The sequence below is a fragment of the Sorangium sp. So ce1504 genome (assembly GCF_051521635.1).
In the GTDB taxonomy this organism is placed as follows: Bacteria; Myxococcota_A; Polyangia; order Polyangiales; family Polyangiaceae; genus Sorangium; species Sorangium cellulosum_B.
This window is the reverse complement of record NZ_CP150365.1, coordinates 12308528-12335496: the sequence shown is the minus strand read 5'-3', so window position 1 is coordinate 12335496 and position 26969 is coordinate 12308528. Positions and strand designations below refer to the sequence as shown.

Below are 26969 nucleotides of genomic sequence, written 5' to 3'. Positions count from 1 at the left end.
AGGCGCGGCCCCCGCCGCGCCTCACCTCACCTCGGCTGCTCGAGGAGCGCGCCGTCCCGATACGCCTCGATGAGCCGCTCCAGGATCTCGATCTCCCGCTCGAGCTCCTCCCCCTTCTCGGTGTCTCCCACCCGGCGCTCGGCCTCGTAGACCTCCACGTCGGAGATCACGGGGATGATGTCTTCCCCCGCCTCGACGGCCTGCTCGACCGACGTGAAATGGTGGTGCTGCGCGAGCCGCGCCCCGCTCGCCTCGAGCACGAGCGTGTACCCCTTGTCGCCGTACGCCTCCGAGAACGCCCCGTCGATCGTCACCGCGCGGCGCGACGCCTTGATCGGCGACTCCCCCCGCTCGACCCGGACCGGCACGTGCCCGTTCACGATGAGCCCGCGCTCCTCGTCCACACCGAACTCGCGGCACACCCGGCCGCAGAACGCGGCGTCGTGGATCAGGTGGAAATAAGGGTTCTTCGTCTCCCTGTGCGTCCTCTCGTCGGCGACGAAATACGACTCGAACGTCGTCATCCGGTCCTTGCCGAACATGGGCGAGAGCGGCCCGGTCCAGAGGTACCAGAGCATGTCGACGTCCTCCTGCGCGCCCGCCCGGAAGGCCCGGCGCACCGTTCGCTCCAGCGCGTCGAACAGGGCCCTGCCGCGGCGAACCTCGCCGTCCACCACGAAAGGAAGGAGCTCGCCCTCGCCGTCCACCGGGACACAGCCGTGGAAGATGAGCGCCCGGTCGCGCCTGAGCCATGTCGTCCCCTGCTGCACCATCCAGCGCATCTGGCGGGACAGCGCCGGGCTCCTCAGGAAAGACTCCTTCAGAAGGGCGACGCACGCCGACTCGTCCGGCGTCAGCGCGTACGGATCGCCGGGGTCGAGCGTCGGGAAGCGCGCGTCGAGCAGCGGGAACACCTCGCCGTCGATCGCGACCGTGCCCGCGCGCGCGTCGATGCGATGGAGCAGGCAGCGGTGCTCGAGCGCGTACTCCGGGCGGCGCCGGCAGAGCTGCCCCTCCAGCTTGAACTGGAGGACGGCCGCGGCCTTCTGCATCCGCGCCATCAGGAGGGCGTCGCGCAGCCCCTCGCCCCGGACCGCGAAGCGCTCCGCCGGATCGTCGGCGTAGGCCGTGCGCGCGAGCCGATCGAGCGGCGCCACGGAGATGCCGAAGCCCTCTTCCAGCTGCGACAGGCGCCCGTACCGCAGCGAGAGCCGGACGACCGTGGCGATGAGCGCCTCCTGGCCGAGGCTCGCGCCCATCCAGCTCACGTCGTGGTTGCCCCACGCGACCCGCACGCGCGGCTGGCGCATCAGGTACTCGATCACCTTGTCGAGCCGGGGACCGCGATCGCCGAGATCGCCGGCCACCACGAGCTCGAAGACCGTCAGGTTCCGGATGGCGCGCGCCGTGGCGCGCAAGATCTCGATCTCGCGGCCGTGCTGCACGAACGGCTCGATGAGCGCGTCGAGGTAGCCGCCCTCGCCGAGGGCGGCGCGCGCCGAGACGAGCTCGCGGAGCAGGCCCCGCATGTCCTCCGGGAACGCCGCCTCGACCTGGCGGAGCGTGTAGCGCAGCGACAGCTCGCGGATGACCTCGACCTCGCGCGCGAGCGTCCAGAGCAGGAAGGCCCGCCGCTCCGCCTCGCTGCGGGACGCGACGCGGGCATACCTCTCGCGAGGGTAGTAGACGACCGAGAGCAGCGCGCGCTTCTCGGCCGCCGTGAGCCGGTCGCCGAAGACCCGCTCGACCAGCGGCCGCAGGCTCCCCGAAGCGTTGTTGATGATGTGCTTCAGCTTCCTGTGCTCGCCGTGGACGTCGCTGACCACGTGCACCGTCCCCTTCGGGAGCGACAGGATCGCCCGCAGGTGGCCGATCTCCGAGAGCGCGGCCTCGGTCGTCGGGTACCGGCCCGCGAGGGCCCGGAGGAGCGGCAACTCCCGCGTGTCAAGCATGGCGCCACAGCATAGAGCAAGGCCGCGGGTCGACGCACGCGCGCGACGTGCTCCCCGCTGAAGCGGCCGGGCAAGCGCGCAAGACGAGCACATGTGCCTGGCTCTGCCGCGTTTCTCCTTGCGGCCGCGCGGCGTCCGACTAGCAAATGCAATGGGAGCCCATGCAATGTTGTGGCAGCGAGGCAGCATCTCCGCGCCGAGCGGCCTCGACGTCGGCCCACATTCACCAGCGAACGCCCTCTTCCTACATGAGCAAGTCTGTCCTGATCATCGATGACGACGTGGATCTGGCGACGACCCTGGCCGAGACGCTGCGCGACCTCGGTTATGAGGCGACGCCTTTCTTCAGCGGGCGAGAGGCGCTCGAGCGGCTCCTCGACGGCGAGCGGCCCGGAGTGATCCTGCTCGACCTGATGATGCCGAAGATGAACGGCTGGAAGGTGTGCGACGAGCTCTGCGCGGTCCCCGCGCTGGAGGAGATCCCCGTCGTCATCATGACCGCGGCGTCGAACATCAAGCAGCCGATGCCGGCGCACGCGCGCGAGGTGCTCAGCAAGCCGTTCGAGCTCGACGCCCTGCTGAGGACGATCGACTCCGCCTGAGCGGCGCGCGCCGCCCCGAGCGTCGTGGAGGCGCGTCGCGCATCGACCGCAAGATTCTCCAAGAGCGCCAGGGCACCCCCCACTAGCGTCTCCGGCGTGGAGGCGCCCTCTCGTGGGTCCTCCTCGTGAGGAGGCAACATGTACGATCACATCGGAGTCAAGGTGAAGGACATCGAGGCGAGCGTTCGCTTCTACGCCGCAGCGCTCGGGCCGCTCGGCCACGTGCTGTGCGCCCGCGATGAGGCTTATGCGAGCTTCGGTCCCGAGGGGGCTCCGGCCCTTTATCTGCAGGTGGACCACGGCCCCCGGGGCCCCGGCGCGCACATCGCCCTGCGCGCCGCGGATCATGCCGCGGTCGATCGGTTCTACCGGGAGGGGCTTTCGGCCGGCGGCCGCGACAACGGCAAGCCCGGCGTGCGCGCGGATTACGGCCCGACGTATTATGCCGCTTTCCTGCACGACCCCGACGGCAACAACCTGGAGGCGGTCTGTATGAAATAGGGCGCAGCGCGCGGCCGTTGCGCCATCGCCGCAGAGGGCTCCGGCCGCCGCGCCGAGGCGGCCTGGGCGCCGAGCCCCGGGCTACCGCTTCTTCTTCGCCTTCGGCGGTGCGCTCGGCTTGATATCGATGCTCGTGGCCCCCTGGCACGGCACCTGCGCTGTCACACCCGCGCTGAGCCACTCGGGGAACTTCGTCTTCCCGGCCCGGCCGACGCGCACGAAGAAGCGGCCGCAGCGCACGGCCAGCGCCTGGTTCACATCCCCCGCGTACTTGCCGGTCATGTAGACGCCCCCCGGCTGCGGAAACCCCACCGTGAGCAGGCCCTGATCCTTGGGCAGCGACGCAGGATTGCCCCCCTGCCGCGCCTGGCTCGCGGCCTCCTTCGCCGCCGCGGCATCCTTTGCCGCGGCCTCCTTCGCCGCCGCGGCCTCTTTCGCGGCGGCCTCCTTCGCCGCCGCGGCCTCCTTCGCGGCAGCCTCCTTCGCCGCCGCGGCCTCCTTCGCGGCGGCCTCCCTCGCCGCCGCGGCCTCCTTCGCGGCAGCCTCCTTCGCCGCCGCGGCCTCCTTCGCGGCAGCCTCCTTCGCCGCCGCGGCCTCCTTTGCTGAAAGCGTCTTCGCCGCCTGCGCCTTCCCTGCTGGAGCCTTCTTCATGGGGGGCGACTCGCTCGCCGCGGACGCCGCCGCGGCGACGGGCTCGACGATCGCGGGCGCCAGCTCCACCGCGACAGCCGGCTCGGGCCGATCGCGCCGCGCCACGTAGATCCAGAGCCCCGCCACCACCGTCGCCGTGATCGCCGACACCGCGATCGTCCCGACAGGCGACAGCGAACGCGGCGCTTGCCATGGCAGCCCGGGCAGCCGCGGGCGCCGCGACGACGCGCCCGCTGGGGGCGACGACTCCCCGGGAGAGCCGCCGCGGCCGTCCGCGCTCGGCCTCGGGTACGGCACGCCCCCGGGCGGCGTCAGGCCCGATGAGCCATCCACTGGCACCGTCACCCCGGGCGGCGTCAGGCCCGACGCGCCCATCGGCACGGTCACGCCAGAGGGGGTCACCGGCGAGCCGGAAGGCGGCTTGGGCGGCGCACCCAGGAACGCGGGCGCGAGATCCGCCGGGAGGGCCGGCGGCGGACCGAAGCGGATCGCCTCCGGGATCACCGACGTGGTCGGCACGAAGCGGGCCGCCTCCGCGCCCGTGCCAGGCATCGTCGTGCCGTCCTCCTCGAATATCGGATCGACCTCGGTCAACGTCGGCGGCCCGCCCTCCGGCGGCCCCTCCTCGGCCGCCGCCGCGTCGCGCTCCGCCGCGCGCTTCGACGCCTCGAACAGGCGGCCGAACGTCTCGCGATCCGGCAGCGCGGGCCTTCGTCCCTCGACGCCCTTCGCGCCGTCGCCCCTCACCTCGAACGCCGCCGGCACCGGGATCGTGATCGGCTCGGGCGCGCCGATCGACGCCTTGCCGTCCTGCCGAGCCGACCCGATCAGCGCCTCGGACGCCCCCGCCGAGGGAGGCGCGGTCTTCGCCTGCGCGCCGGGAGTCCGCAGCCTCGCGGCGCCGCCGTCCCTGGCCGCCTGATCCCTGGCAAAGAGATCCTTCGCGAGCCGCTTCGCCGCGTCCGCCGCGGGCCTCGCGGTCTGACCTCCCTTGCCCTTGACCGGGATCGTCGGCCGCCGGTCCTCCTCGTGATCCGCGTCCTCGATCTCGATCGTCGCGTGCGCCGATTGCACGCGCGTCACGAGCTCGGCCTTCCCCTTCTCCGGGCGAGCGACCTTCGCGAGCGCCTGCTCGATCTCGTGAACGGTGATCTTCCGATCGTCCGGCGCCGGCGCGAGGGCCGTGTCGAGCAGCGCCACGATCGGGCGCGGGATCTCCGGCCGGATCGTGGCGATCGCCTGCGGTCGCGTGCCGTCCGCGGGCGGCCGCCGCCCCGTGAGCAACGACCAGAGCAGGAGCCCCACGCCATAGATATCGGCCTTCACCGTGACGCGCTCGGCGCGCGCCTGCTCGGGCGCCATGTAGCCCGGCGCGCCCTTGACCACGCCCGCGATCGTATCCGGCGTGCGCCCGAGGATCTTGCCGATGCCGAACCCCGTCAGCCGCACCTGCCCGTCCCACCCGATCACGATGTTCTCCGGGTGGAGGTTGCGATGGATGATCGGCGTGGGGCTGCCGTGCTCATCGACGGACCCGTGCGCGTGCGCGAGCGCCCCGGCGATGCAGTGGACCAGGTAGTAGACCGCCGCGTCGGCGAGCTTCTGCTGCCGCGCCGCGATGTGCTGGTGCAGCCGATTGAGGTTCACGCCCTCGACGTGCTCGAGCACGAGCACGAGCCGGCCGGCGTGCTCGAAGAAGTCGAACATCCGCACGATCGCCGGGTGGTTCATCGTCGCGCAGATCGACGCCTCGCGGGCGAGCTCGTCGGCGAAGCGCGGATCACCCTCGGCGGTATTCGGGACGAGCTTCAGCACGCAGACGCGGCGAAACCCGAGCGGCCCATCCAGTCGCCCGAGATAGACGCTGGTAGGCCCAGAACCGGACAGGCGCCGGAGAATCTTGTAGGCCCCAATCGTCTCGGGAGCGGGCTCCGTCGGAAACATCCGGGGCCGATCATACCCAAGCGGGGCGAAGCCCCCAAGCCAACGACCAAGACCGATCACTTCGCGGCGCCGGGAGGCGTCCCCGGGCGCCTCGGTACGAGCCCATGCTCCACGCGCCCTGTACGGCGCGTCGCTCTCCCGTTCGCCAGAGAGCGGTACAGCTGATCAGCAGATGCCCGAACAGCTGTGACGGATCACCGTGGAGAACCCTCCGGCCGCGCTCGCGCGGCCGCGCCTCTGGCCTTCGAGCGGCGCGGGGCCTGGGCTATAAGCCGCCGCGATGAAGCTCCGTGCCTGGCATCGATTGCTCGCCGTCGTGCTCCTCGCGGGCTGCGAGGCCGCCGTCCCGCCCCCTCCGCCCGCGCCGCCCCCGCCCCCGTCGCCGAACGCCGCCCCCGCCTCGGCGCCTGCGCCCGCGCCGGCCGCGCCGGCCACGCCGGCGTCGCGGTTCCCCGCCGGGTGGCCTTACCCCGAGGGCGCGCCGCCGGTGCGGGGCCCCTCGATGGTCACGAGCGACGCCGCCCTCGCCACGAAGGTGGGCGCGGAGGTCCTCGCCTCGGGCGGCAACGCCGTCGACGCGGCGGTCGCGACGGCGTTCGCGCTGGCCGTGGTGCACCCGACGGCCGGCAACCTCGGCGGCGGCGGGTTCATGGTCGCGCGCGTCGGCGACAAGGAGCACGCGCTCGACTTCCGCGAGACCGCGCCGGGCAAGGCGACCCACGACATGTACCGGGGCAAGGACGGCAAGGCCACGGAGAGCGCGCGCGTCGGCCACCTCGCGGTCGGCGTGCCCGGCAGCGTGGCGGGGCTCTGGGAAGCGTACGACAAGCTCGGCTCCAAGAAGAAGACCTGGGCCGAGCTCGTCGCGCCCGCGATCCGGCTCGCGAAGGAGGGCTTCTCGGTCGACGAGAACTTCGCGACGACGGTCAAGGCCGCGTCGAGCAAGCTCAAGCGCTTCCCGGCGTCGGTCGGGCTGTTCCTGCCGGGCGGCGCGCCCATCGAGATCGGCGCGACGTGGAAATCGCCCGAGCTCGCGGCGACGCTCGAGCGCATCGCGGAGAAGGGGCCCGCGGGCTTCTACGAGGGCAAGACCGCCGAGCTCTTCGTGGCCGAGATGCGGCGGGGCAAGGGCATCATCACGGCCGCGGACCTCAAGGGCTACAAGGCGAAGTGGCGCGAGCCCGTCGTCTTCGAGTACCGCGGGCGCCGCGTCGCCTCCATGCCGCTCCCGTCGTCGGGCGGCCTCGCCCTCGCGATGATCGCGCACCAGCTGGAGGGGCTCGACGTCGCCAAGCTCGGCTGGCACTCGCCGTCGCACGTGCACGTGGTCGCCGAGGCGATGCGGCGGGTGTTCCTCGCGCGCAACGAGGTCCTCGGGGATCCCGATTTCGTGAAGAACCCGGTGGAGGAGCTGCTCTCGGTCGCGTGGGCCGAGAAGCAGCGCGCCACGATCGCGGCGGACCGCGCGACGCCGACCGACGAGCTCGCCCGCGGCGCGGCGGTCAAGGACTCGGGCGGGCGCGGCCCGCACACGACGCATTTCTCGGTGGTCGACGCGCAGGGCAACGCCGTCGCGCTGACCACGACGCTGAACGGCTGGTACGGCTCGGGGGTGACGGTGACCGGCGCCGGATTCGTGCTGAACAACGAGATGGATGACTTCGCCGCCGTGCCCGGCACCCCGAACCAGTTCGGTCTTGTGCAGGGGGAGGCCAACTCCATCGCGCCCGGCAAGCGCATGCTCTCGTCGATGTCGCCGACGATCGTGACCGGGAAGGACGGCCGCGTGGAGCTCGTGCTCGGCGCCGCGGGCGGCCCGACGATCCTCACTGCGGTGTTCCAGATCCTCTCGAACGTTGTCGACTTCGGCTTCGACGTGACCACGGGGGTCAACGCGCCGCGCTTCCACCACCAGGACTACCCCGACAAGCTGTTCGTCGAGCAGGGCGGCTTCCCCGACGAGCTGAGGAGCGCGCTCGGCGCAATGGGCCACACCCTCGACGATCGCGGGCACATCGCCGACGCGCCGTCGATCGGCCGCGAGGGCGGCGCGTTCGCCGGCGCGCGGGAGCCTCGGCGACCCGGCTCCGAGGCGGCCGCCGGGAAGTAGCGCCGGCGGGTCGCCGCGCTCCCCACATCGGCTCACGCGACGCCCGCCCATCCCACAACGGGCGGGCTCCATGGCCTGCTCCGGACCGGCAGACCGGCGCCACGGCGCGCTCGGGAGCGCCGCCGGGTGGCGGCCCCGACAGCGAGCCACGCCCGCGTCGACCGACCCACCCGACCCACGTTGTCGCCCGCCGGGCGACGCATGTTGTCGGGACGAGATGGCAACGGTCAATCGTTCAGGCGTCTCCTTACTCCCCTGTCAGGGGCCGATCGTTGCGCATTTCAATGGCTTATCGATGAGGGAAGGCGCCGCGCGTCTCAGGCACTTCCCTAAGGAGATCCCTCTCCATCTGGCGCACCTTGGCCGTTCCCGGCACGGGCGTGTGCCCCGTGCACCGTGGCTCCTCGCCTCGTGAAGGCGTCATCGCGTGATGCACATCCGACGGCCCTCTGCGCCACGGAGCGCCGTGCATCCGGGCGGCGAGGCGACGCTGTTGTCACATTTGCTTCCGAGCGTCGGCCCAATCGTCGGAGCGAGTCGTGCGCCGCTCGCCTGACGCGCGGCGTCTCGGCGGCGGAGCCCGCCGGGAGCGCTCGATCCGCGTGCGGCGCCGCGGCGGTTCGACCTTGACACAACCCGTCCGTTTCGATTGCGTAGGGCGATGCGCCCCGCCGAGCACGTTCGCTCCCTCGGCGGAGCGCGCCACCGCCTGTCGCCGTCCTTGAGTTCAGCGCCCCGAGGAGCTGCCGTGAAGCGGGGGACTGCTGCTTGACACGGACCGAGATACCGACTGAACGCCGCGCTGGGTAAATAGCCCTGTCACTCCAGGGGGGGTCGCCGTCATGGTGGAGCTGTTGAATCACGAGTTGCTCGAGACGCTGCACGATGGTGCTCGCAGCAGCGTCTATCTCGGCCGGAAGAAGAGCACGGGCAAGATGTGCGTCATCAAGGTCGCGCGGAAGGGCGTCAATGGCACCCGCAACGTGGCGATCCTGAAGCGCCAGTACGAGATCACGAAGCACCTCGACCTCGATGGGGTCGTGCGGGTCCACGAGCTCGAGGTCCGGCTCGATTACGCCGCGCTCGTCATGGAGTACTTCGCCGGTCGTTCGCTGCGGGCGATCATCGACGGCAATGGGCAGGGCGTCGGGCTCGCGCAGGCGGTGAGGATAGCGCTCCAGCTCGCGGACACGCTCGGGGCGATCCATGAGCGGAACATCGTCCACAAGGACATCAAGCCGAGCAACATCATCGTCGACAGCGACGTGCGCACGTCGAAGCTCACGGACTTCTCCATCGCCTCGCTCCTGCGTGGGGAGCGCGCGGCGGTGGTCGACCCCTGGTCGGTCGGCGAGGGCACGCTGCAGTACATCTCGCCCGAGCAGACGGGTCGGATGAACCGGTCGATCGACTTCCGCTCGGATTATTACTCCCTCGGGGTCACGCTCTACGAGCTCACGACGCGGCGCCTCCCGTTCGAGACGACGGATCCGCTGGAGCTCGTGCACCATCACATCGCGAAGACGCCTGTCGCGCCGCACCTGATCCGGCCGGCGATCCCGGAGGCGCTCTCCCGCGTGATCATGAAGCTGCTCTCGAAGACGGCGGAAGAGCGGTATCAGAGCACCTTCGGCCTGAAGGCCGATCTGAAGGCCTGCCTCGACATGCTGGAGCAAGGAGCGCCGGCGGAGGACTTCGTGCCGGGGACGCGGGACAAGCCCACGCGGCTCCAGATCTCGCAGAAGCTGTATGGCCGGCAGGGCGAGGTCGGCGCGTTGATGGCGGCCTTCAGGGACATCAGCGGGTCTGGTCCGGAGGCGGCGGAGGGTGGCCGCTCGGAGCTCGTCCTCGTGGCCGGCTACTCCGGCGTGGGCAAGTCGGCGGTCGTCAACGAGATCCACAAGCCGATCGCGAAGGAGGCGGGCTACTTCGCCGCTGGCAAGTTCGACCAGTTCACGCGCAACGTCCCGTACGCGGCCGTGCTCGCGGCGCTGCGGGAGATCGTCCGGCAGATCCTCACCGAGAGCAGGAATGAGCTCGCCGACTGGAGGGCGAGGATCCTCGCGGCCGTCTCTCCGAACGGGCGGGTCATCGCCGAGGTGATCCCGGAGATCGAGCTCATCATCGGCGAGCAGCCGCCCGTCCCGGCGCTGGGCTCGATGGAGACGCGGAACCGCTTCAACCTGACGTTCCGGAACTTCATCGGCGCGATCGCGCTGAAGACGCGGGCGCTCGTGCTGTTCCTCGACGATCTCCAGTGGGCCGACACGGGGTCCTTGAACCTCCTCAGCGTGCTCCTGGAGGACCCGGACATCCGCCACCTCTTGCTGATCGGATCGTACCGCGACAACGAGGTCGACGACGCGCACCCGCTGACGATGATGCTGGGCGCGCTCCGGAAGAGCGAGGCCCGCGTGCGCACGATCACGCTGACGCCGCTCGGGCCCGATCACGTCAACCAGCTCGTGTCGGACACGCTCGACGCGCCTCCGGAGGAGTGTCGCGAGCTCTCGGGTGTCATCTTCGCCAAGACGCACGGGAACCCGTTCTTCACCATCCAGTACCTCGAGAGCGTCTGCCGCGAAGGCCACCTGCGCTTCAGCTCGGAGACGGGCGCCTGGCGATGGAACATCGCCGACATCCAGCGGATGAAGGTCGCGGACAACGTCGTCGACCTGATGGTCCGCCGGATACAGGGCCTGGGCGAGGCGACGCAGCGGGTCTTGAAGCTCGCCGCGTGCATCGGCAACCAGTTCGATCTGAGGATGCTCGCCCTCATCCACCAGAAGAACCGGCGCGCGACCGACGAGGACCTCTGGGGCGCGCTCGACGCAGGGCTCGTCGTGCCCGTCGACGGTGAGTACGGGATCGCGCGCTTCCTCGACGACGCGGACGAGGGCGCGGTCACGTTCAAGTTCCTCCACGACCGCGTGCAGCAGGCGGCCTACAAGCTGCTCACGGAGGGCGAGCAGGAGCGGATCCACCTGGAGCTGGGGCGGCTCATGCTCGGAGAGAGCCCTCCCGCGTCCGTCGAGGACCGGATCTACGACATCGTGATGCACCTCAACATGGGGGCAAAGAGGATCGTGGACAGGCAGGAGCGCGAGGAGGCCGCGACGCTCAACCTGAGAGCCGGACAGAAGGCGAGGCGCTCCACGGCGTACGGCCCCGGGGTGCAGTGCCTCCGCGCGGCCGCGGCGTTCTTGCCCGAGGACTCGTGGGAGACGAATTACGAGCTGTCGCTCGCCATCTACACGGATCTCGTCGAGCTGGAGTACCTGACGATCAACTTCGACCGAGCAGAGGCCTGCGCGAAGATCGTCGTGGACCATGCAAGGGACGTACTGGAGACGATCCGGGTCTACGAGACGCGTATTCAATTTTACATGTCGCAGCATCGGCTGGCGGAGGCTCTCGACATCGCCCTGGCCGTGCTCGCCATGCTCGAGGTACCGCTCTGCGAGGCGCCGCCCGCTGACATCGACATACCTCGCCTGGCGGACCTGCCGGTGCTCGTCGATCGGCGAATGCTCGCCGCGAACCGCATCCTCGTCTCTTCCTTGCCGGCCGCCCTCATGGCGAAGCCCCAGTTCGTCCCGCTGATCGCATTCACCCTGATGAACATCTGCGTACAGCACGGAATCTCACCTTCCGCGGCATACGCCTGTGCGATCTACGGCCACATCCAGTGCAGCTTCATGAACAATATAGACCAGGGGTTCGCGCTGGGACAGCTGGCGATCGATCTCATCCAGCGCTTCGGGGCGATCGAGCTCGAATCCAAGATCTATACGCTCAATTACATCGCCATTCACCACTGGAAGCGTCACCTGAAAGAGACGACCCAACCGGCGCGTCATGCGGTTCAGGTCGGACTGGAGACGGGAGACATCGAGTACGTCGGGTACAGCGCCTGTCAGCACCCCACATATTCCTTCCTTACCGGGGAAGAGCTGGGGACGACCGAGCAACGAATGACACATTCCATCGAGCTCGCGCTGAAGCTCAACCAGCAGTACCCGCTGTATTACGTGAAGATCTGGAAGCAGCTCGTGCGCAGCCTTCGAGATCCGTCCGCGGAGAAGCTGCGCCTGGTCGGCGACAGCTTCGACGAAACGACGATGATCCCTCGTCTCGAGCACAACAGTATATCGTTGTTTTCACTGCACCTCGCGAAGGGCATGCTGCTCTACCTCTTTGGCGAGCCGAAGCTCGCCTATGAGTGCCTTCGCGCCCGTGAGGAGTACCAGGACGTGGCGGGGTTCGCCACCGTCGTGCAGCAGAACTTCTACTGCTCGCTCGCCGTCCTCGCGGCCTTCGATCGACTCTCGAAGGAGGAGCAGGACGCGGCGCTCTCCAAGGTCGACGCGAACCAGCTGAAGCTCGGGATGTGGGCGCGCCACGCGCCCGAGAACAACCAGCACAAGCACGACCTGGTGAGCGCGGAGCTGGCTCGTGTGGGGCGCTCGATGATCGAGGCGATGGCCCTCTACGATCGCGCGATCGAGGGAGCCCGACAGCACGGATACATCCAGGAAGAGGCGCTGGGGTGTGAGCTTGCGTCGTCGTTCTACCGGGGAATGGGCCGGAGCGAGATCGCTCAGCACTACATGACGATGGCCTACCGGGGCTATGCGCTGTGGGGCGCTGATGCGAAGTGCCAGAGCCTCGTCGCCGCGTTCCCCCATCTGAGGCTCGAGGGGAGGCCAGACCAATCGACGTCGGTGACGGAGACGTCCACCCACGATGACGCGGTCCTGGACTTGCTCAGCGTGGTGAAGGCGTCGCAGGCCGTGGCGAGCGAGATCGTCCTGGAGAGGCTCCTGGAAAACCTCATGACGATCGTGCTCGAGAACCTCGGAGCGCAGTCCGGCATGCTGGCCCTGGCGCGTGGCGATGCCCTCTTCGTCGAGGTGGAAGGGACCTTTCAGCCAAAGCAAGTTCACGTGCTCAAGTCCGCGCCCGTCGTGTCGTTCAGCAGAGCGCCGCTCTCGATCGTGAGCTACGTGCAGCGCACCCAGAAAGGCGTCCTCCTGGACAATGCGACGGAGGAGGCCAAGTTCTCCGCCGACCCTTACATCCGGGAGAGGCGCCCGAAGTCGGTCATCTGCACCCCGATCATCCGTCAGAATCGGCTCGTCGGCGTGCTCTATCTCGAGAACAACCTGTCCACCGGCGTGTTCACGCAGAATCGCCTCGATCTCCTGAAGCTCCTCTCGACGCAGATCGCGATCTCCATCGAGAACGCAAAGCTCTATGAGAGGCTCGAGCAGGAGGTCGCCGCGCGCACGGAGGAGCTCCGGCTGTCCTACGAGCAGCTCCGCGACGTCAACGACCAGCTGCAGGTGGAGCTGGGGGAGCGGGTCCGGCTGCAGGAAGAGCGCGTCCAGATGCAGGAAGCCATCATTCAGACGCAGCGGGATCGGCTCTTCGAGCTATCAACACCCTGCATACCGATCACCGATCAGGTCATGGTGATGCCGATCATCGGGACGATCGATGAAAGACGGGCGGCGCAGATGATTGAAACCGCGATGCAAGGGGTCGCGTCCAGCGCGGCGAAGGTCGTGATCGTCGACGTCACGGGGGTCAAGAGCGTGGACACGAGCGTCGCGAGCCGGCTGATGAGCTTGGCCCAGGCGGTGGGACTGCTCGGAAGCAAGGCTATCTTGACGGGGCTCCGCCCTGCGGTGGCGCAGAGCTTGGTCGCGCTCGGCGTGGACCTCGGCTCGATAGAGACCCGCTCCAATCTCAAGGCGGGTATCGCCTACGCGATGCGGCGGACCTCGACGAGATTGCACGCCTGAGCAGCACCCTCTCTCACGGCGCCGGGCGAGGCGCCATGCAAGCGCGCGCCCGGTAGGCTCCTTCGCCTTCATCCAGCGCGCACGATCAAACTCTCTAGTCCAGAATAACGACCGGCCTCGAGCGCCCAGCGCTGATTTCCGGCGATCATGGCCTCGACCGCGTCCAGGTAGAGGCGGATCTCGTCGTCCGCCCAGAGCGCGAGCACCTTCTCCTTCACGCCTTGGTACTCCGCGACCCGGCGGTCGTGCATGTCCTTGAGCCGGTCGATCGCCTCTTCCAGCGTGCTCACGCACTCGTTCCGGAGGACGACGATCAGGTTGTGCGTCTCGCCGTTGGTCAGCTCCTTCCCGAGCGAGAAGTAGTCGTTCGTCCAGCAGAGGATGTCATTACAGATGTCTCGAACCGTCTGAATCAACGGGTGCTGGACGACCTCGAGCGGCAGCGGCCGTTCGAGCAGCAGCTCGAGCAGGTCGCAGTAGGTATAGACAGCTCCGCTGTAGCGCCGCATCATCAAATATTCTTCAAGATGCGGCACCCTCATCTGCTTCCGGTTATTCGCCTCCCACAGGTTGGCCTCGTAGTAGTACTGAAAGTGCGAGAGCCAGCGATTCAGGAAGAAGTGCGGATGACTGCGTCGGATGCGCTCACGTACATCGAGCATCCCGCGCGTCAGGGGATCGCTCATGTCCGCCTCGGTGTACCCGAAGAGCTCACCCAGGTACTTCTCATTGAGCCACTCGACGGATTCCGGGTCCGTGCTGAGCTGCCCCTCGTCGTACGCATCATCCAGGAGGAACAGCGCGGCCGTGAAGTCCGATGCCAGCTGGAGCGTCTGCGTGCTCGCGGACGGCAAGAGCCATGCCGCCAGGTGGGAGAAGTTCGTCGCCTTGAGACGCGAGAGCGACCGACCGTCTGGCACCAGCCGCAATCGACGAACCCACGCCAGGGTCCTTTGCTCAGCGATCTCTCTCCCGGGGTGACACGACGCAGAGAACGGATATTCGAATGCACCAGCATCGCGCTTGCTGACGACGACGCTAGTTCGATCGGATGACATGACGAACTCCACCACAAGACGGTTCCATGGAGTAGAGGCCTATTCGCAACGGCACATGCCCTACCAGATCCCCTGAACGACTGGCGACTCGCGTGTGGCAGGAGATGACGCTGGAACCACCTCGATGGGTAGCGCCATCGGGCAGCGGGTGTTGAGGAACACATTCCATTCAAGACGGTCAGCACCAAGCGCGACTCGGTGGCATCGGCGAAGCAGCTCCTCGAGCATCACGCGGGCCTGCGTCTTGGCCAGGAAGACCCCGAGACAGAAGTGGGCACCATGTCCGAACGCCAGGTTGGCCTGGTCGCGGCGCTCTGGGTTGAAGCGATCCGCCTCCTGGAACTTCGTCTCATCACGCAGACCGGAGCCGATGAGCAGCGCAACGACGGCGTGGGCGGGCAGACGCGTACCGCCGAGCTCCGTCTCGGCGAGGGTCAGGCGCATCGTGGCATGCACCGGCGGCTCGAAGCGCAGGACTTCGTCGATGAAGCGCGGGATGAGCGCCGGCTCCGCGCGCAGGCGATCCATCCACGTCGGGCGCTGGGCGAGGATCAGCACCATCTGGGTCATCAGCGCTATCGCCGTTTCGAGCCCTGCCACGAGGAGCAGGAAGAGGAGGGCTACGAGGTCCTGGTCCGTGGTCCCATCGTCGTCCGTCCGGGACCGGAGCAGCTCGCTGACCAGGTCGTTCTCCATCTTCCGCCGGCGGCTCGCCAGCAGGCCCAGCATGTACTGCTCCATCTCATCGATGGTCCTACGCACCTCGTCGAGCCGCGCATGATCTTCTGGAGATACGGCGCCGACGCTGACGAGGTCAGTCGTCCATCGCTTGAAGTGCCGCTCCAGCGCTGAGTCAAAGCCGATCAGCCTGGCGAGGACGCTGACCTGCGCGCGAAGCGCCAGATCGGAGAGAAAGTCGGCCGCGCGGCGCTGCACCAGCTGGTCGACGAGCTGCGCGGCCGTGGAGCGCATCTGCGGCTCCAGCGAGGCCACCGTCGCGGCGGTGAATGCGCGGTTGATGAGGCTGCGCAGCTGGCCGTGCCGCGGCGGGTCCGCGAGTAGCAACGATCTGGACAGCGGATTATCTCGCCGCAGGTAGGGCGGCTCCGACGCGACGCGCAGCCCCGCGGACGAGAACACCTGCGTGTTCTTGAACGCCGCCACGATGTCATCATACCGGGTGACCACCCACATCCCGTTGGGGTCCACCTGACACACGGGCGACTCGCGGCGCAGCGCCGCGTAGAAGGGGTACGGGTTCTCTCGGACCTCGGGGGCGAACAAATTAAGTCGAGTCATTGCGCTCTTCCTGTGGCGAAGGCAGGACGCAGCCGCAACGCCATGGCGGCACACGTCGATAAGCCTGGAGTGGGGTGCTGCGTCGGATGGCGCGCTGGGCGACGCGATGGCGTCGATTCGGTGCTGCCCTGAGACAGCTGGCCCCTAGCGCTGAAAGGAGCACGAGACGGAACCCGCAAGCCGCGTTTCCGCGATGCTCCAGCGCGTGGTCACCTGGGCGCATCTCCCGCGAGCAGGGCGCTGAACAGCCGCCACGCGGCCCGAGCCAACGCTCGGCGTCCGCAGGACACGGCTGCACTCCTCGGTCGTCGCTACGCCCGCCAGGATGCGAGCATGCGACTCACGAGCGCCTGAACTGCTTCCAGGGCATCTCCCGGTGCATCATGAGACCAGAGCAAGCGAGAGAGCCGCTAGGCTCTCTTCATGGCTGCAGGGGTCCGATGGTTCGTGGGTGCTCCTCCATCTGATGACAGCATCCTATACCATACGGACGAATGCGCAACTGTATTCTTATTTGCGGACTTCACACGACGACCTCGTCGTGCTCGAGGCACCCGGACAACGAATCTTCCAACACTTCAATCCGATGGCCGAGCCGCCACAACATGCCGCGTGAATAAAAATACATTTGAGCGTCTGCGACCCGCCGCTCCAGCAGGCGCCGAGAACATCACCTGCCCCCGAGCGACACCTCGATGGCCATCCGATAGATGATGCGTTGCGATCAATGAGCGCAACGATCTCTGGATGATCGACGTCGTCTATCGCGAGCGACTGTGCAGCAATGCAAGATGCAGTCGACTCGGGTTTCATCCGTGAAGGCATAGCGCGTGACCCGGGGCCGCCCCCGCTGCGCTCCGGATGGAGCGAGCCGTGGAGACGAGAACGCTGCAGGCGCGCGTCGGCGCGAACGCCCGCGGCGTCTGCCTGGAATGCTGACGGCGAAGGTTTTCGCCATCGATGTGACGTGCATTGCAGGAATGCACGGCCGCACGAGAGTGCGCCGGCCCGCTATGCAAAATGAACGCCTCGCTCGAGCGGAGCGCGGTCACGCTTCCCAGCGTCGTCGGCCACGATGCGGGTCGCTCGATGTCACGCTCGGCTCGATCTCGTGACCTCGAAAGAGGGGGCCTCTCCCTGGAACCACACCTCCTCCGGAGGCGCGCCGACCCACGCCGGAGGCGCGTTTGGGACGAGGCCCGTTTGGGATCGGGGTCACGCTCTGGGCACTCCCGGGTTGCGCTCAGGGATTTCCTTAGTCGTGCTCTGGGCATGCCCAGTGCTGAACCACTGAACAGCAGCCAGGGGCGCGCCCGGCCCCGCTTGACGATGCGACCGATCGGTCATATGACTGACCGGTCGCATGCCGAAGAGCACGTTCTTTGGGTTGCCCGAGGAGCGGCGGGACCGCCTCGTGCGCGAGGCGATCGCCGAGTTCGCGGATCGCCCCTACGCCGAGGCCTCGCTCTCGCAGATCGCGCGCCGCGCCCGCATCCCCAAGGGGAGCTTCTACCAGTACTTCGAGGACAAGCTCGATCTCTACCGGTGGCTCCTGACCGAGGAGGTGCCGCGACAGAAGCGCGCGTTCCTCGGCGCCGGGTGCCCGGAGGGCGACTTCTGGGCTCGCCTGGAGGTCCACATCGAGCGCGGCATGGCGTTCCTCGTGGAGCACCCGCGCCTCGCCCGCCTGTCGGCCGCGGCCACCGACCCGACCGCCACGGTCGAGGTCCGCGGCCTCCACAAGGCCATCTGCGAGGCCGGCGCCGCGGAGCTCCGGGCCCTGCTCGCGGAGGGCATCGCGAGCGGCGCCGTCCGTTCCACCGACACGAGCCTCGAGGTGGCGACCCGGCTGGTCGCCGCCGTCATCGGCCCCGGGCTCACCGAGGCGGTGCTCCAGGAGCTCGGGGCCGAGCTCCACGACGTGCTGGCCTCCGACGCGCTGCGAAAGCAGCTCGGCCCGAAGCGCCGCCGTCGCCTCGCCCAGCAGGCGGTCCAGTTCATCCAGCGCGGCCTTGGCGCGAGCACTGCGTGATTCCACCAGGAAAGGGAGCTTCATGATCACCTACGACTTCGCCGGACGGGTCGCCCTCATCACCGGGGGCACCTCGGGCATCGGCCTCGCGACCGCGCGCGCCTTCGCGCGAGGAGGGGCGCGCGTCGCCATCGCCGCGCGCGACGGCGACGCCGGACAGCGGGCCTGCGCCGCGCTCGAGCGAGAGGGCGCGCCGGCGCTGTTCGTCCAGACCGACGTGCGGGACGACGCCTCGATGAAGCGCGCCATGGAAGAGACGATGAGGCGCTTCGACCGGCTCGATTTCGCGGCGAACTGCGCGGGCATCGGCGGCGACATGGCCCGCCTCGATCGCGCCGATCAGGCGGTGTGGGACGACGTCATGGCGACCAACGCCCGCGGGATCTGGCTGGCCATGCGGCACGAGATCCCGGCCATGCTGGCGTCGGGCGGGGGCGCCATCGTCAACATGAGCTCCATCTACGGCATCGCCGGGAAGCCGGCGCACCACGCCTACGTCGCGTCCAAGCACGCGGTCCTCGGAATGACGCGCTCCGTGGCGCTCGAGGTGGCGCCGCTCGGGATCCGCGTGAACGCCCTCTGCGCCGGCGTCACCCGCACGCCCGCCATGCAACAGGCGGAGGCGTTCGCGCCCGAGCTGGTCCAGGCGCTTGTGGCGCAGCATCCGATGGCGCGGATGGCCACCGAGGACGAGATCGCCGGCGCCGCGCTGTGGCTGTGCTCCGAGGGCGCGGGCTACGTGACCGGCGGCGCGATCCCGGTCGACGGCGGCTTCCTGGCCGCGTGAGCGCGCCGAGCCGAGAGGCCGCTGGAAGAAGAAGAAGAAGGAGAGCGGAAGGGGCGACCGCGACCGCGGAGCGGCGGTTGCGTGGACCTCGACCGTCTGTTAGAGAGCACGGCTGACGCAAGAGGAGAGTGCTCCGGTGAAGATCAGCTCCTGAATCGGTCTCCGTCGCAGGTCGCGAGCGCGACAGGTGGCATCCCTGCTCCCTGGCCGCGCGAGGCAGCCTGCCCGTCCCGTGACCGGGCCATGTGGCCCTCAGGATTCAGGAGCTCCCATGTCGTTGTTGCGCGCGCAGCGCCTCTCCTTCTCTTATTCCGACGCGTCCACGATCCTCGCGGACGTCGATCTGTGCCTGACCCCGGGGTGGTACGGGATCGTCGGGCCGAACGGCGCCGGCAAGACGACGCTCCTCCGGCTCTTCGCCGGCGAGCTCGCGCCCGAGGCGGGGAGCTTGCGGCTCGAGCCGCGGGGCGCGACCGTCGCGGTTTGCCCGCAGGCCGTGGAGCACGCCGACGCGGCCATCCACGCGCTGGCCGACGCCGAGGACGGCGCCGCGCGCAGGTTGCGCGGCGAGCTCTTGCTGGATCCGGCGGAGCTCGGGCGCTGGGCCACGCTGTCGCCCGGCGAGCGCAAGCGGTGGCAGATCGGCGCGGCGCTCGCCGCGGCGCCGGACCTGCTCCTGCTCGACGAGCCGACGAACCACATCGACGCGGACGCGCGGGCGCTGCTCGCCGGCGCGCTCGCGGGGTTCCAGGGGATCGGGGCGTGCGTCTCGCACGATCGCGAGCTCCTCGACGCGCTGACCACCGGCACGATCCGGGTCGAGCGGGCCGCGGCGAGGCTCTATCCCGGCGGGTACAGCGCGGCAAAAGCGCTCTGGGAGGCCGAGGCGCGCGGGCGCGAGGAGGCGCACCAGCGGCTGCGCGCCGAGGAACGGCAGCTCCGGCGCCGCCTCGGCGACGAGCGGCGGGCGCAGGCCTCGGCCGACGCGGACCGGAGCACGAAGCGGCGGATGAAGGGCCCGCGCGACAGCGACGCCCGGGGCCTGCTCGCGGACTTCCGCGTGTCCTCGGCCGAAGCGCGGCTGTCGCGCAACGTCGGCGTGACCCGGCGCAAGCTCGAGAAGGTGTCGGCCGAGGCGGGAGAGCTCGAGCTCGAGAAGGCGGTGGGCCGCAGCGTGTTCGTCGATTACGAGCGATCGCCCGCGCCGTGGCTCTTCGTGCTCGACGCGCCCCGGATCCACGCCGGCGGCGAGAGCGAGGGGCGGATGCTGCTGCGGGACGTGCGGCTCGCGGTCGGCCGCGAGGACCGCATCCGGATCGCGGGCCCGAACGGCGCTGGCAAGACCACGCTGGTGAACGCGCTGCTCGCCGGCGCGCGCGTGCCGGCGGACAAGGTGCTCCATGTGCCGCAGGAGCTCGGCGAGGCAGAGCAGCAGGCCCTCATCGCGAGGGCGCGGCGCCTCCCTCCGGAGGAGCGCGGGCGGGTGATGTCGCTGGTGGCCGCGCTCGGGGTGGAGCCGGGGCCGCTGCTCGGGTCGGCGCGGCCGTCGCCCGGCGAGGCGCGCAAGCTGATGATCGCGCTGGGCCTCGGGCAACACGCGTGGGCGCTCGTGCTGGACGAGCCGACCAACCACCTCGACCTGCCCTCGATCGAGCGGCTGGAGCGCGCCCTCGCCGACTACCCGGGCGCGCTTCTCCTCGTCACGCACGACAGGGCGTTCGGGCGGAGCTGCACGTCGATCCTCTGGACGGTGGCCGAGGGAGAGGTGCGGGTGTCGTCCGACGACGCCGGCGCGTGACCCGCGCCGGCGTCCTCGCGATCGTGCTTTTGAGGCTGCGCCGCGCTCAGTCGATGGCCGGCTTGCCGCCCATCTCTCTCAGCACGGCGTCCGCGCCCGACACCGCGTCCATCACCCACTCCATGTAGCGGTGATCGACGTGGATGGTCCGGGTGATCGACGGCATGAACAGCCAGTCGGACGCCATCGCCTCGTAGTTGCCGTCGAAGGCGAGGCCCACGAGCTCGCCGCGCGCGTTCAGCGTGGCAGAGCCGGAGTTGCCGTTCGTGATGTCGAGATCGCTCAGGAAGCAGACCGGCACCTCGCCGAGGTCCTTGTCCACGTACGGGCCGAACCGCTCCTCGCGCGCGGCCTCGAGCAGGGTCGCCGGGGTGTTGAACGGCGCCTCGCCGGTGCTCTTCTTCACGACCTCGCTGAGCGTGGTGAACGGGCGAACCACCGCCTTGTCGGCCTCCGGGCGGTACCCCCGCACGGTGCCGTACGTGACGCGGAGCGTGCCGTTCGCGTCGGGCGCCAGGAGGCCGCCCCGGTGCGCGCGGAGCGCCTCGACGAAGCGCGGCTTCACGAGGGCCATCGCCCCGGCGTAGGCCTTGTCCCGCGCCTCGATGGCCTTGTCGACCGGCGCGAGCTCGAGCGCCAGGCGGATCATCGGATCCCGGCTCGCCTGGAGCTCCTCGAGCGTCGCCGTCTTGAGCAGCTGGATCCGGGTCGCCGCGTCCTCGAGCGCCGTCTTCTCGTAGAGCGCGTCGATCGCCGCGGCGATGCCGGCCTCCGTCTGTGCCTGCCCGCCCGCGAGGGCCCCGAGCAGCGCGGGCCTGTCCTTCGGATCGAGCTGCAGCGCGCGCCGCGTGGCCAGCTTGAAGGTGCTCCGATCGATCGCGCGGTCGTACGACTTCTGCAGCGACGCCTGCGCCTGCTCGAGGCGCTCCCAGTTGCGCTGCTGGTACTCGGCCTCGCGCTCGGCGTCGGCCTTCGGCCGCTCCTCCGCCATGCGCACGATGGTGACCGCGGCGTCGAGGAGCCTCGCCGACGAGACGATCTCCGACACGGCCGCGTCATGGTCGCGCGTCGCCCGCTGCCCGGCGTGCAGCGCGGCGATCTGCTCGATCGCGCCGCCGTAGGCCGCCTTGCGCTCCGGGTCGGCGTCGATCCAGGCCTTGAGGTCGCCCTCCTGCTTGGCCTTCTCTTTGGCCAGGCCGCCCTGGACCAGCCCGTCGAGCAGGCCGCGCGTCTTGAGCAGGTAGTTGGCGTAGCCCTGGATGGTCGGCTCCGCCTTGATCCGCAGGGCCGGGTCGTTCTTGCCGAGCTCCTCCAGGAGGGCGATCGACTCCTCGTAGAACGACACCCGCTTCGGGTACAGCCATGAGACCGCGGACTCGACCTCTGCCGCGGTCCGGAGCCGGTTCGTCGTGCCGGGGTAGCCGGCGACCATCACCAGGTCGCCCTGGCGGAGCGGCGACGACGCGAGCTTCAGGTGATGCGCCGGCCGGTAAGGCACGTTGTCCTCGGCGTGGGCGGCCGGCCGGTTGTCCTTGCCGACATAGGCCCTGAAGAAGGCGAAATCGCCGGTGTGGCGCGGCCAGCGCCAGTTGTCGATGTCCCCGCCGAAGTTGCCGATCGCCTCCTGCGGGACATAGACGATGCGAACGTCCTTGATCTCCAGCTGCTCGATCAACGAGACCTGGCCACCGCCGAAATACTCGGCGATGGAGCAGCGGATCTCGGGGCGCCCCTCCTCGCACGCGGTCACGAGCTGCTTCTTGCGCTTCTCGATCTCCTCGTAGCGCTCGAGATCGCCCTGGATCGCCTCGATGCCGCGCCGCACCTCGCCGGTGACGTCGCGGAAGGCGCGGGTCACGAGCACGCGCGCGGTGGGGCCGGCCCATCGCTCCTCGGCGCGGGATTTCGCCAGGTAGCCGTTCGTCAGGAGGTCCTGCTCCGGGGTGGAGTTGTACTGGAGCGCCCTGGTCGAACAGTGATGGTTCGTGGCGATGAGCCCATCGGGCGAGACGAACGAGGCCGAGCAGCCGCCCAGGCTCACCACCGCGCCGAGCGGGGACGCCGTGGGATCGGCGAGCGACTCGGGATCGATCTCGAGCCCGAGCGCCTTGAGCTGGTCCTTGTGCTGCCGCATCTGCTCCGGCATCCACATCCCGCCGGGGTTCTCGAAGGGCGCCCCCTGACCGGGCTCGGAGCCCGGCGGCCTGGTATCGCCCGCTTGCGGCCGCTCCGAGCCGCAACCCGGCGCGAACGCGGAGACCGCGAACAACGCCAGGAGCGTATGACTACGTAGAGAGGAGTGAGACATGCGGTGTTGTTACCATCGTCGGTAGACAGTGCAACCACACACCAACTTTCTAGTGATACGAGACACAGTAGAACGAGCCTCATGCGGGCCAGGGACGCGCGAAGATGGCGCGCGAGGCGCTCCGTGCGTGGTGATGGACACCTGAGGCATCCCCTCGAATTATTCGGAAAAATTCACAGGGAGGCGTGGAGACGAGGAGTGAAATCCCACGAATCTCCCCGTCTCCCCGTCTCCCTGTTCAATTCCCACGAAAGATGCCAACAACTGAGGGGAGTTGTCAGGGACACCAGATCTCATCAATGTTCGTAGAGGCGAGCTTCGCCTGCTTCAGCGGGCTTGTCGGGCCTTCATGGTTCTCTGCGCCTGGCGGCCGGACTGGCATCCACGGCATTCCGGACAAGGCGCGCGCGGGGGGACGCCGCGCCAGGGCGGCGCGGAGGGTCGGTCGAGCAGCGGGGGCGATGTGGCTCAGTCGACCTGGTGAGCCCGGAACCCGGCGACGGCCCCGTGGGTCTCCAGGCAGCGGTGGATCCAGGCGGCGTCACGCGCGCGCACGGCGATGAGCCGGACGTTGCCGGTGCCGTCGAGCGCCTGGAGGCCCTGGAAGCCGACCAGCGCTGCTTCCTGGAGCGTCATCACCTGCGCGCCTGTCTCGCTCAGGACCTCGTCGCTGAGCAGGCCGGCGCCGTCGGATCCCTCGGCGAGGTGCACCTCGAACACGGTCATCATGAGGCCATGGTCGCCGGGCGGCGCCGCGCCGACAAGGTCGTCGTGCGAGACAGTGCGCCCCTGCGCCCCCTGCGCCCCCTGCACCGATTGCCGCTGGCCTCGCGCTCCGTCGCGCCCGGTCAGGCCTTGCCGGCGGCCTCGCGCTTCGTCTCGAGCTCCTCCCAGCGGCTGACCAGGCGCGCCGCCTCCTGCTTGGCGCGCTCGAGCTCCGAGAGCAGCCCCGCCACGTCCGCGCCGCGGCTCGCGTAGAGCGCCGGGTCGGCGAGCTTCACCTCGAGCTCGGCGACCTTCTGCTCGGCCGCGTCGATCCGCCCCACGATGCCGTCGAGCTCCGTCCGCTCCGCGAACGTGAGCTTCGGCTTGTCGCCGGCCCGCGCGGCGGCCTTCGCCGGCGCCGCCGCCGGCCGGGCCTCCGCCGCCTGGGCCTTCGCGGCCCGCGCCTCGGCCTCCGTCTCGAGCGCGGCGTTCGCGCGCTGCTCGCGGTAGGCGTCGTAGTTGCCCGCGTACCGCACGACCCGGCCGTCGCCCTCGAACGCGAGGATCGAGGTCGCCACCCGGTTCAGGAACCAGCGGTCGTGGGTCACGACGAGCGCCGAGCCGTCGAGCTCGATGAGCATCTCCTCGAGCGCGGCGAGGGTCATCACGTCGAGATCGTTCGTGGGCTCGTCGAGGATGATCACGTTGACGCTCTGGGTGAGCATCTTCGCCAGGGCGACCCGCGCCCGCTCGCCGCCGGAGAGCGAGCCCACCGGCTGCCGCGCCTTGTTCGGATCGAACAGGAACCGCTCCAGGTAGCTGCGCACGTCCATGGATCGGCCGCCGACCTCGACGCGCGTGTGCGAGCCCGCGATGTTCTCGAAGATCGATTTGTCGAGGTCGAGCCCGCTCCTGTGCTGGTCGAAGTAGGCGACGCTCGAGTTCTTTCCGAGCACGACCTCGCCTTCCATGCGGGGCCCCTCGGCGGCCGCGCCGTCGCCTTCGGCGCCGAGCTGGCCGAGGATCGCGCGGAGCATCGTGGTCTTGCCCGTGCCGTTGCGGCCGACGACGCCGACGCGCTCGCCCTTGGTCAGGGTGAAGTCGAGGCCGCGCACGAGCCATTTGCCGTCGAGCGAGAGGCCGAGCTTCTTCAGCTCGAGGATGGTCTTGCCGGTGCGCACCGACTCCACCGAGAGCTGCGCGGTCCGCTCCGCCTTGGGCGGCGGCGCGCTCTTGGTCGTCTCGGCGCGCTGGATGCGGGCCTTCTGCTTTCCGGTGCGCGCCTTCGGCTGCCGCCGGAGCCACTCGAGCTCGGTGCGCAGGAAGTTCTGCCGGTTCGACTCGGTGCGCGCCTCGAGCGCGAGGCGCTCGGCCTTCTGCTCGAGGTACTCCTCGTAGCCGCCGTCGTAGCTGTAGACCTTGCCCTTGTCGATCTCGAGCGTGCGCTCCGCGACGCGGTCGAGCAGGTAGCGATCGTGGGTGATGAGGAGAAGCGCGCCGGGGTGCTCCTCGACGAGGTAGCGCTCGAGCCACTCGACGGTCTCGACGTCGAGGTGATTGCTGGGCTCGTCCAGCACGGCGAGGGCGGGCCGCGACACGAGCAGGCGGGCGAGCGCGACGCGTCTGCGATCGCCGCCGCTGAGCACGCTCATGGGCGCGTCGGGCCGGGTGACGCCGACGTGGCCGATGATGGCGTCGACCTGGTGCATCATGTCCCACCCGCCGAGCCGCTCGACGTCGGCCCCGGCCTCGGCCTGCTCGGCGAGGAGCGCCTCGGCATCCCCCGAGCCGGCCGCGAGCGCCCGGCTCACCTCGTCGTGGCGGGCCTTGGCGGCGTGCCACGCGGAGAGCCCGGCGAGCACCACGTCGCGCGCGGTGTCGGTCGGCTCGAAGACCGGATCCTGCGAGAGGACGCCGATCTCGGCGCCGCGGCGGCGCGCGATGGTGCCGCTGTCGGCCTGCTCGACCCCGGCGAGGATGCGGGCGAGCGTGCTCTTGCCGGAGCCGTTGACGCCGACCAGGCCCACGCGCTCGCCGGTGCGGATGTTGACCGAGACGCCGTCGAGGATCGTCTGGGGACCGAAGGATTTGTGGAGATCGTGAGCGGTGAGGACGGGCACAGGGCGCGGAGCTTAGCGCAGCCGGCGGGGCATGGGCCGGCTTTGCTGGGCCCGTGACGGATGGTCCGGGCCCCCAGGGGGCGCGGCGCCACCCCAGCCCCGATGGGGAGGGCGGGTGTGCCGTGTTCTGCGACGAGAGGCGGAAAGGCGCTCAAGGCAAGCTCTTCTGTGCTGATCCGATGAATCGTCATTTTCGGGATCGCCCGGGCGCGAGACGAAGGGTTCTCCCCGGTGGCAGAGGGCGCCCACGCGACCCATCTTCGCGATCCACGCGACCAGGCTGGCGCGATCTGTCGCGCAGCGCTGTCGCGCGGCGGAGGCGTGTTGAAGGCAGTGCTCGCAAGGAAGAAAGGAGGCGCAGGATGCGAGATCGATTCGACAGGGACACAGGCTACGGACGAAATGAGCACGGCTGGGATCGGCGCTACAGGGACGACCGGGGCCATTTCACCGAGCGCGGCTATCCTCGCGACGAGCGCCGCAGCGCGGGCCCGATCTACGATCACGGGGCCGCTCTGCGCGACGACCGCGATCGGGGCCGCGAGCACGCTCGCATGGTTGGGCCCACGACGCACCGCGACCCCATGGGCCGCGCTCTCGGCGACGGTCGCTTCGCCAACAGCGACAGTCGTCCCGGTGACCAGGAGCGCGGCTGGCCCCACGACGGCCGCGGCGGCGATTACGTCGGCGGCCGCGAGCACAGCCGCAGCTTCGGCGGCAATCCCCTTCCCGCCATGGGCAGCGCATACAACTTCAATCTCGGCGGCGCCTATTACCTCGGCATGACCCGCGTCGTGAGCCCCGATTACGGTCCCGATGCGGCCTGGCACGACGGCGCGTACCGCGGTGAGAACCACGATCTCCGCGAATCCGGCCGCTCGGCGCTCGAGGGCGTCGGCCACGCGCTCGGCGAGATCGGAGACCGCGTGCGCAGAGCGTTCGGCCGCGGACCGAAGGGCTACAAGCGCTCCGACGCGCGCATCCAGGAGGACATCTGCGAGATGCTCGCGGAGCGCGGGGACATCGACGTGAGCGACGTCACGGTCCAGGTGGAGAACAACGAGGTCATCCTCGATGGCACAGTGCCCGAGCGCTACCACAAGCGCATCATCGAGCTCGCCGCCGAGGGCGTGCGGGGCGTCGAGGACGTGCACAACAGGATCCGGGTCCAGCGAGCGATCGAGCCGGCGACCCGCTCGACCGCCACGGCGGGCACGATGGGTGACGCCGCCCTGGCGGGCACGCAGCAGGGCGCGTCACGCCCGACGGCGAGCCACACGGCCCGGATCTGAGCT

15 protein-coding genes are annotated in these 26969 nt (G+C 69.5%); 8 read left to right on the top strand and 7 right to left on the bottom strand.

Annotation, left to right across the window (positions count from 1 at the left end; genetic code table 11):
* Positions 1 to 26: 26 nt before the first annotated feature.
* Positions 27 to 1952 carry a fructose-bisphosphatase class III gene (locus WMF39_RS46435; RefSeq protein WP_437742846.1) on the bottom strand — a complete coding sequence of 642 codons (1926 nt, stop codon included), beginning with the start codon at positions 1950 to 1952 and terminating at the stop codon, positions 27 to 29.
* A 248-nt stretch (positions 1953 to 2200) separates the two neighbouring features.
* Between WMF39_RS46435 and WMF39_RS46430 the strand changes: the two genes are divergently transcribed.
* Together WMF39_RS46430 and WMF39_RS46425 are read left to right on the top strand one after the other, a co-directional pair.
* Positions 2201 to 2554: a response regulator gene (locus WMF39_RS46430; RefSeq protein ID WP_437742845.1), complete on the top strand. Its 354-nt coding sequence runs from the start codon at positions 2201 to 2203 to the stop codon at positions 2552 to 2554.
* Between the two features lie 138 nt (positions 2555 to 2692).
* Positions 2693 to 3055, top strand: a complete 363-nt coding sequence (locus tag WMF39_RS46425; RefSeq protein ID WP_437742844.1) for a VOC family protein — start codon at positions 2693 to 2695, stop codon at positions 3053 to 3055.
* Between the two features lie 81 nt (positions 3056 to 3136).
* Here the strand turns inward: WMF39_RS46425 and WMF39_RS46420 are convergent, their stop codons facing one another.
* The gene (locus WMF39_RS46420) at positions 3137 to 5650 is read right to left on the bottom strand and encodes a protein kinase domain-containing protein (RefSeq protein WP_437742843.1); all 2514 of its coding nucleotides are present in this window, start codon (positions 5648 to 5650) and stop codon (positions 3137 to 3139) included.
* Positions 5651 to 5930: 280 nt separating this feature from the next.
* Here WMF39_RS46420 and ggt point away from each other — a divergent pair, with 280 nt between their 5' ends.
* Together ggt and WMF39_RS46410 are read left to right on the top strand one after the other, a co-directional pair.
* Complete coding sequence (ggt, locus tag WMF39_RS46415) at positions 5931 to 7760, top strand: gamma-glutamyltransferase (protein WP_437742842.1); 1830 nt, start codon at positions 5931 to 5933, stop codon at positions 7758 to 7760.
* A gap of 842 nt (positions 7761 to 8602) precedes the next feature.
* Complete coding sequence (locus WMF39_RS46410; protein ID WP_437742841.1) at positions 8603 to 13567, top strand: AAA family ATPase; 4965 nt, start codon at positions 8603 to 8605, stop codon at positions 13565 to 13567.
* A 68-nt stretch (positions 13568 to 13635) separates the two neighbouring features.
* On the opposite strand, the gene WMF39_RS46405 is transcribed toward WMF39_RS46410, so the two are convergent.
* Together WMF39_RS46405 and WMF39_RS46400 are read right to left on the bottom strand one after the other, a co-directional pair.
* Positions 13636 to 14487, bottom strand: coding sequence for a terpene synthase family protein (locus WMF39_RS46405; RefSeq protein ID WP_437742840.1), 852 nt, complete (start codon positions 14485 to 14487; stop codon positions 13636 to 13638).
* A 198-nt stretch (positions 14488 to 14685) separates the two neighbouring features.
* Entirely contained in the window at positions 14686 to 15924 is a 1239-nt protein-coding gene (locus tag WMF39_RS46400; RefSeq protein ID WP_437748123.1) for a cytochrome P450, read from the bottom strand.
* 1363 nt (positions 15925 to 17287) lie between these two features.
* Here WMF39_RS46400 and WMF39_RS46395 point away from each other — a divergent pair.
* From WMF39_RS46395 to WMF39_RS46385, 3 genes are all read left to right on the top strand, one after another.
* Positions 17288 to 17956, top strand: a complete 669-nt coding sequence (locus tag WMF39_RS46395) for a TetR/AcrR family transcriptional regulator (protein ID WP_437742839.1) — start codon at positions 17288 to 17290, stop codon at positions 17954 to 17956.
* A 22-nt stretch (positions 17957 to 17978) separates the two neighbouring features.
* Positions 17979 to 18743 (top strand): SDR family NAD(P)-dependent oxidoreductase, encoded by a 765-nt coding sequence (locus WMF39_RS46390; RefSeq protein ID WP_437742838.1) that lies wholly within the window; start codon positions 17979 to 17981, stop codon positions 18741 to 18743.
* Between the two features lie 271 nt (positions 18744 to 19014).
* The gene (locus WMF39_RS46385) at positions 19015 to 20541 is read left to right on the top strand and encodes an ATP-binding cassette domain-containing protein (RefSeq protein WP_437742837.1); all 1527 of its coding nucleotides are present in this window, start codon (positions 19015 to 19017) and stop codon (positions 20539 to 20541) included.
* A 46-nt stretch (positions 20542 to 20587) separates the two neighbouring features.
* Here WMF39_RS46385 and WMF39_RS46380 read toward each other — a convergent pair whose 3' ends face one another.
* From WMF39_RS46380 to WMF39_RS46370, 3 genes are all read right to left on the bottom strand, one after another.
* Complete coding sequence (locus tag WMF39_RS46380) at positions 20588 to 22849, bottom strand: S46 family peptidase (RefSeq protein ID WP_437742836.1); 2262 nt, start codon at positions 22847 to 22849, stop codon at positions 20588 to 20590.
* Between the two features lie 468 nt (positions 22850 to 23317).
* Positions 23318 to 23662 (bottom strand): hypothetical protein, encoded by a 345-nt coding sequence (locus WMF39_RS46375; protein ID WP_437742835.1) that lies wholly within the window; start codon positions 23660 to 23662, stop codon positions 23318 to 23320.
* Positions 23663 to 23697: 35 nt separating this feature from the next.
* Positions 23698 to 25674 (bottom strand): ABC-F family ATP-binding cassette domain-containing protein, encoded by a 1977-nt coding sequence (locus WMF39_RS46370; protein WP_437742834.1) that lies wholly within the window; start codon positions 25672 to 25674, stop codon positions 23698 to 23700.
* Between the two features lie 362 nt (positions 25675 to 26036).
* Here WMF39_RS46370 and WMF39_RS46365 point away from each other — a divergent pair, with 362 nt between their 5' ends.
* The gene (locus WMF39_RS46365) at positions 26037 to 26966 is read left to right on the top strand and encodes a BON domain-containing protein (protein ID WP_437742833.1); all 930 of its coding nucleotides are present in this window, start codon (positions 26037 to 26039) and stop codon (positions 26964 to 26966) included.
* Positions 26967 to 26969: the final 3 nt, after the last annotated feature.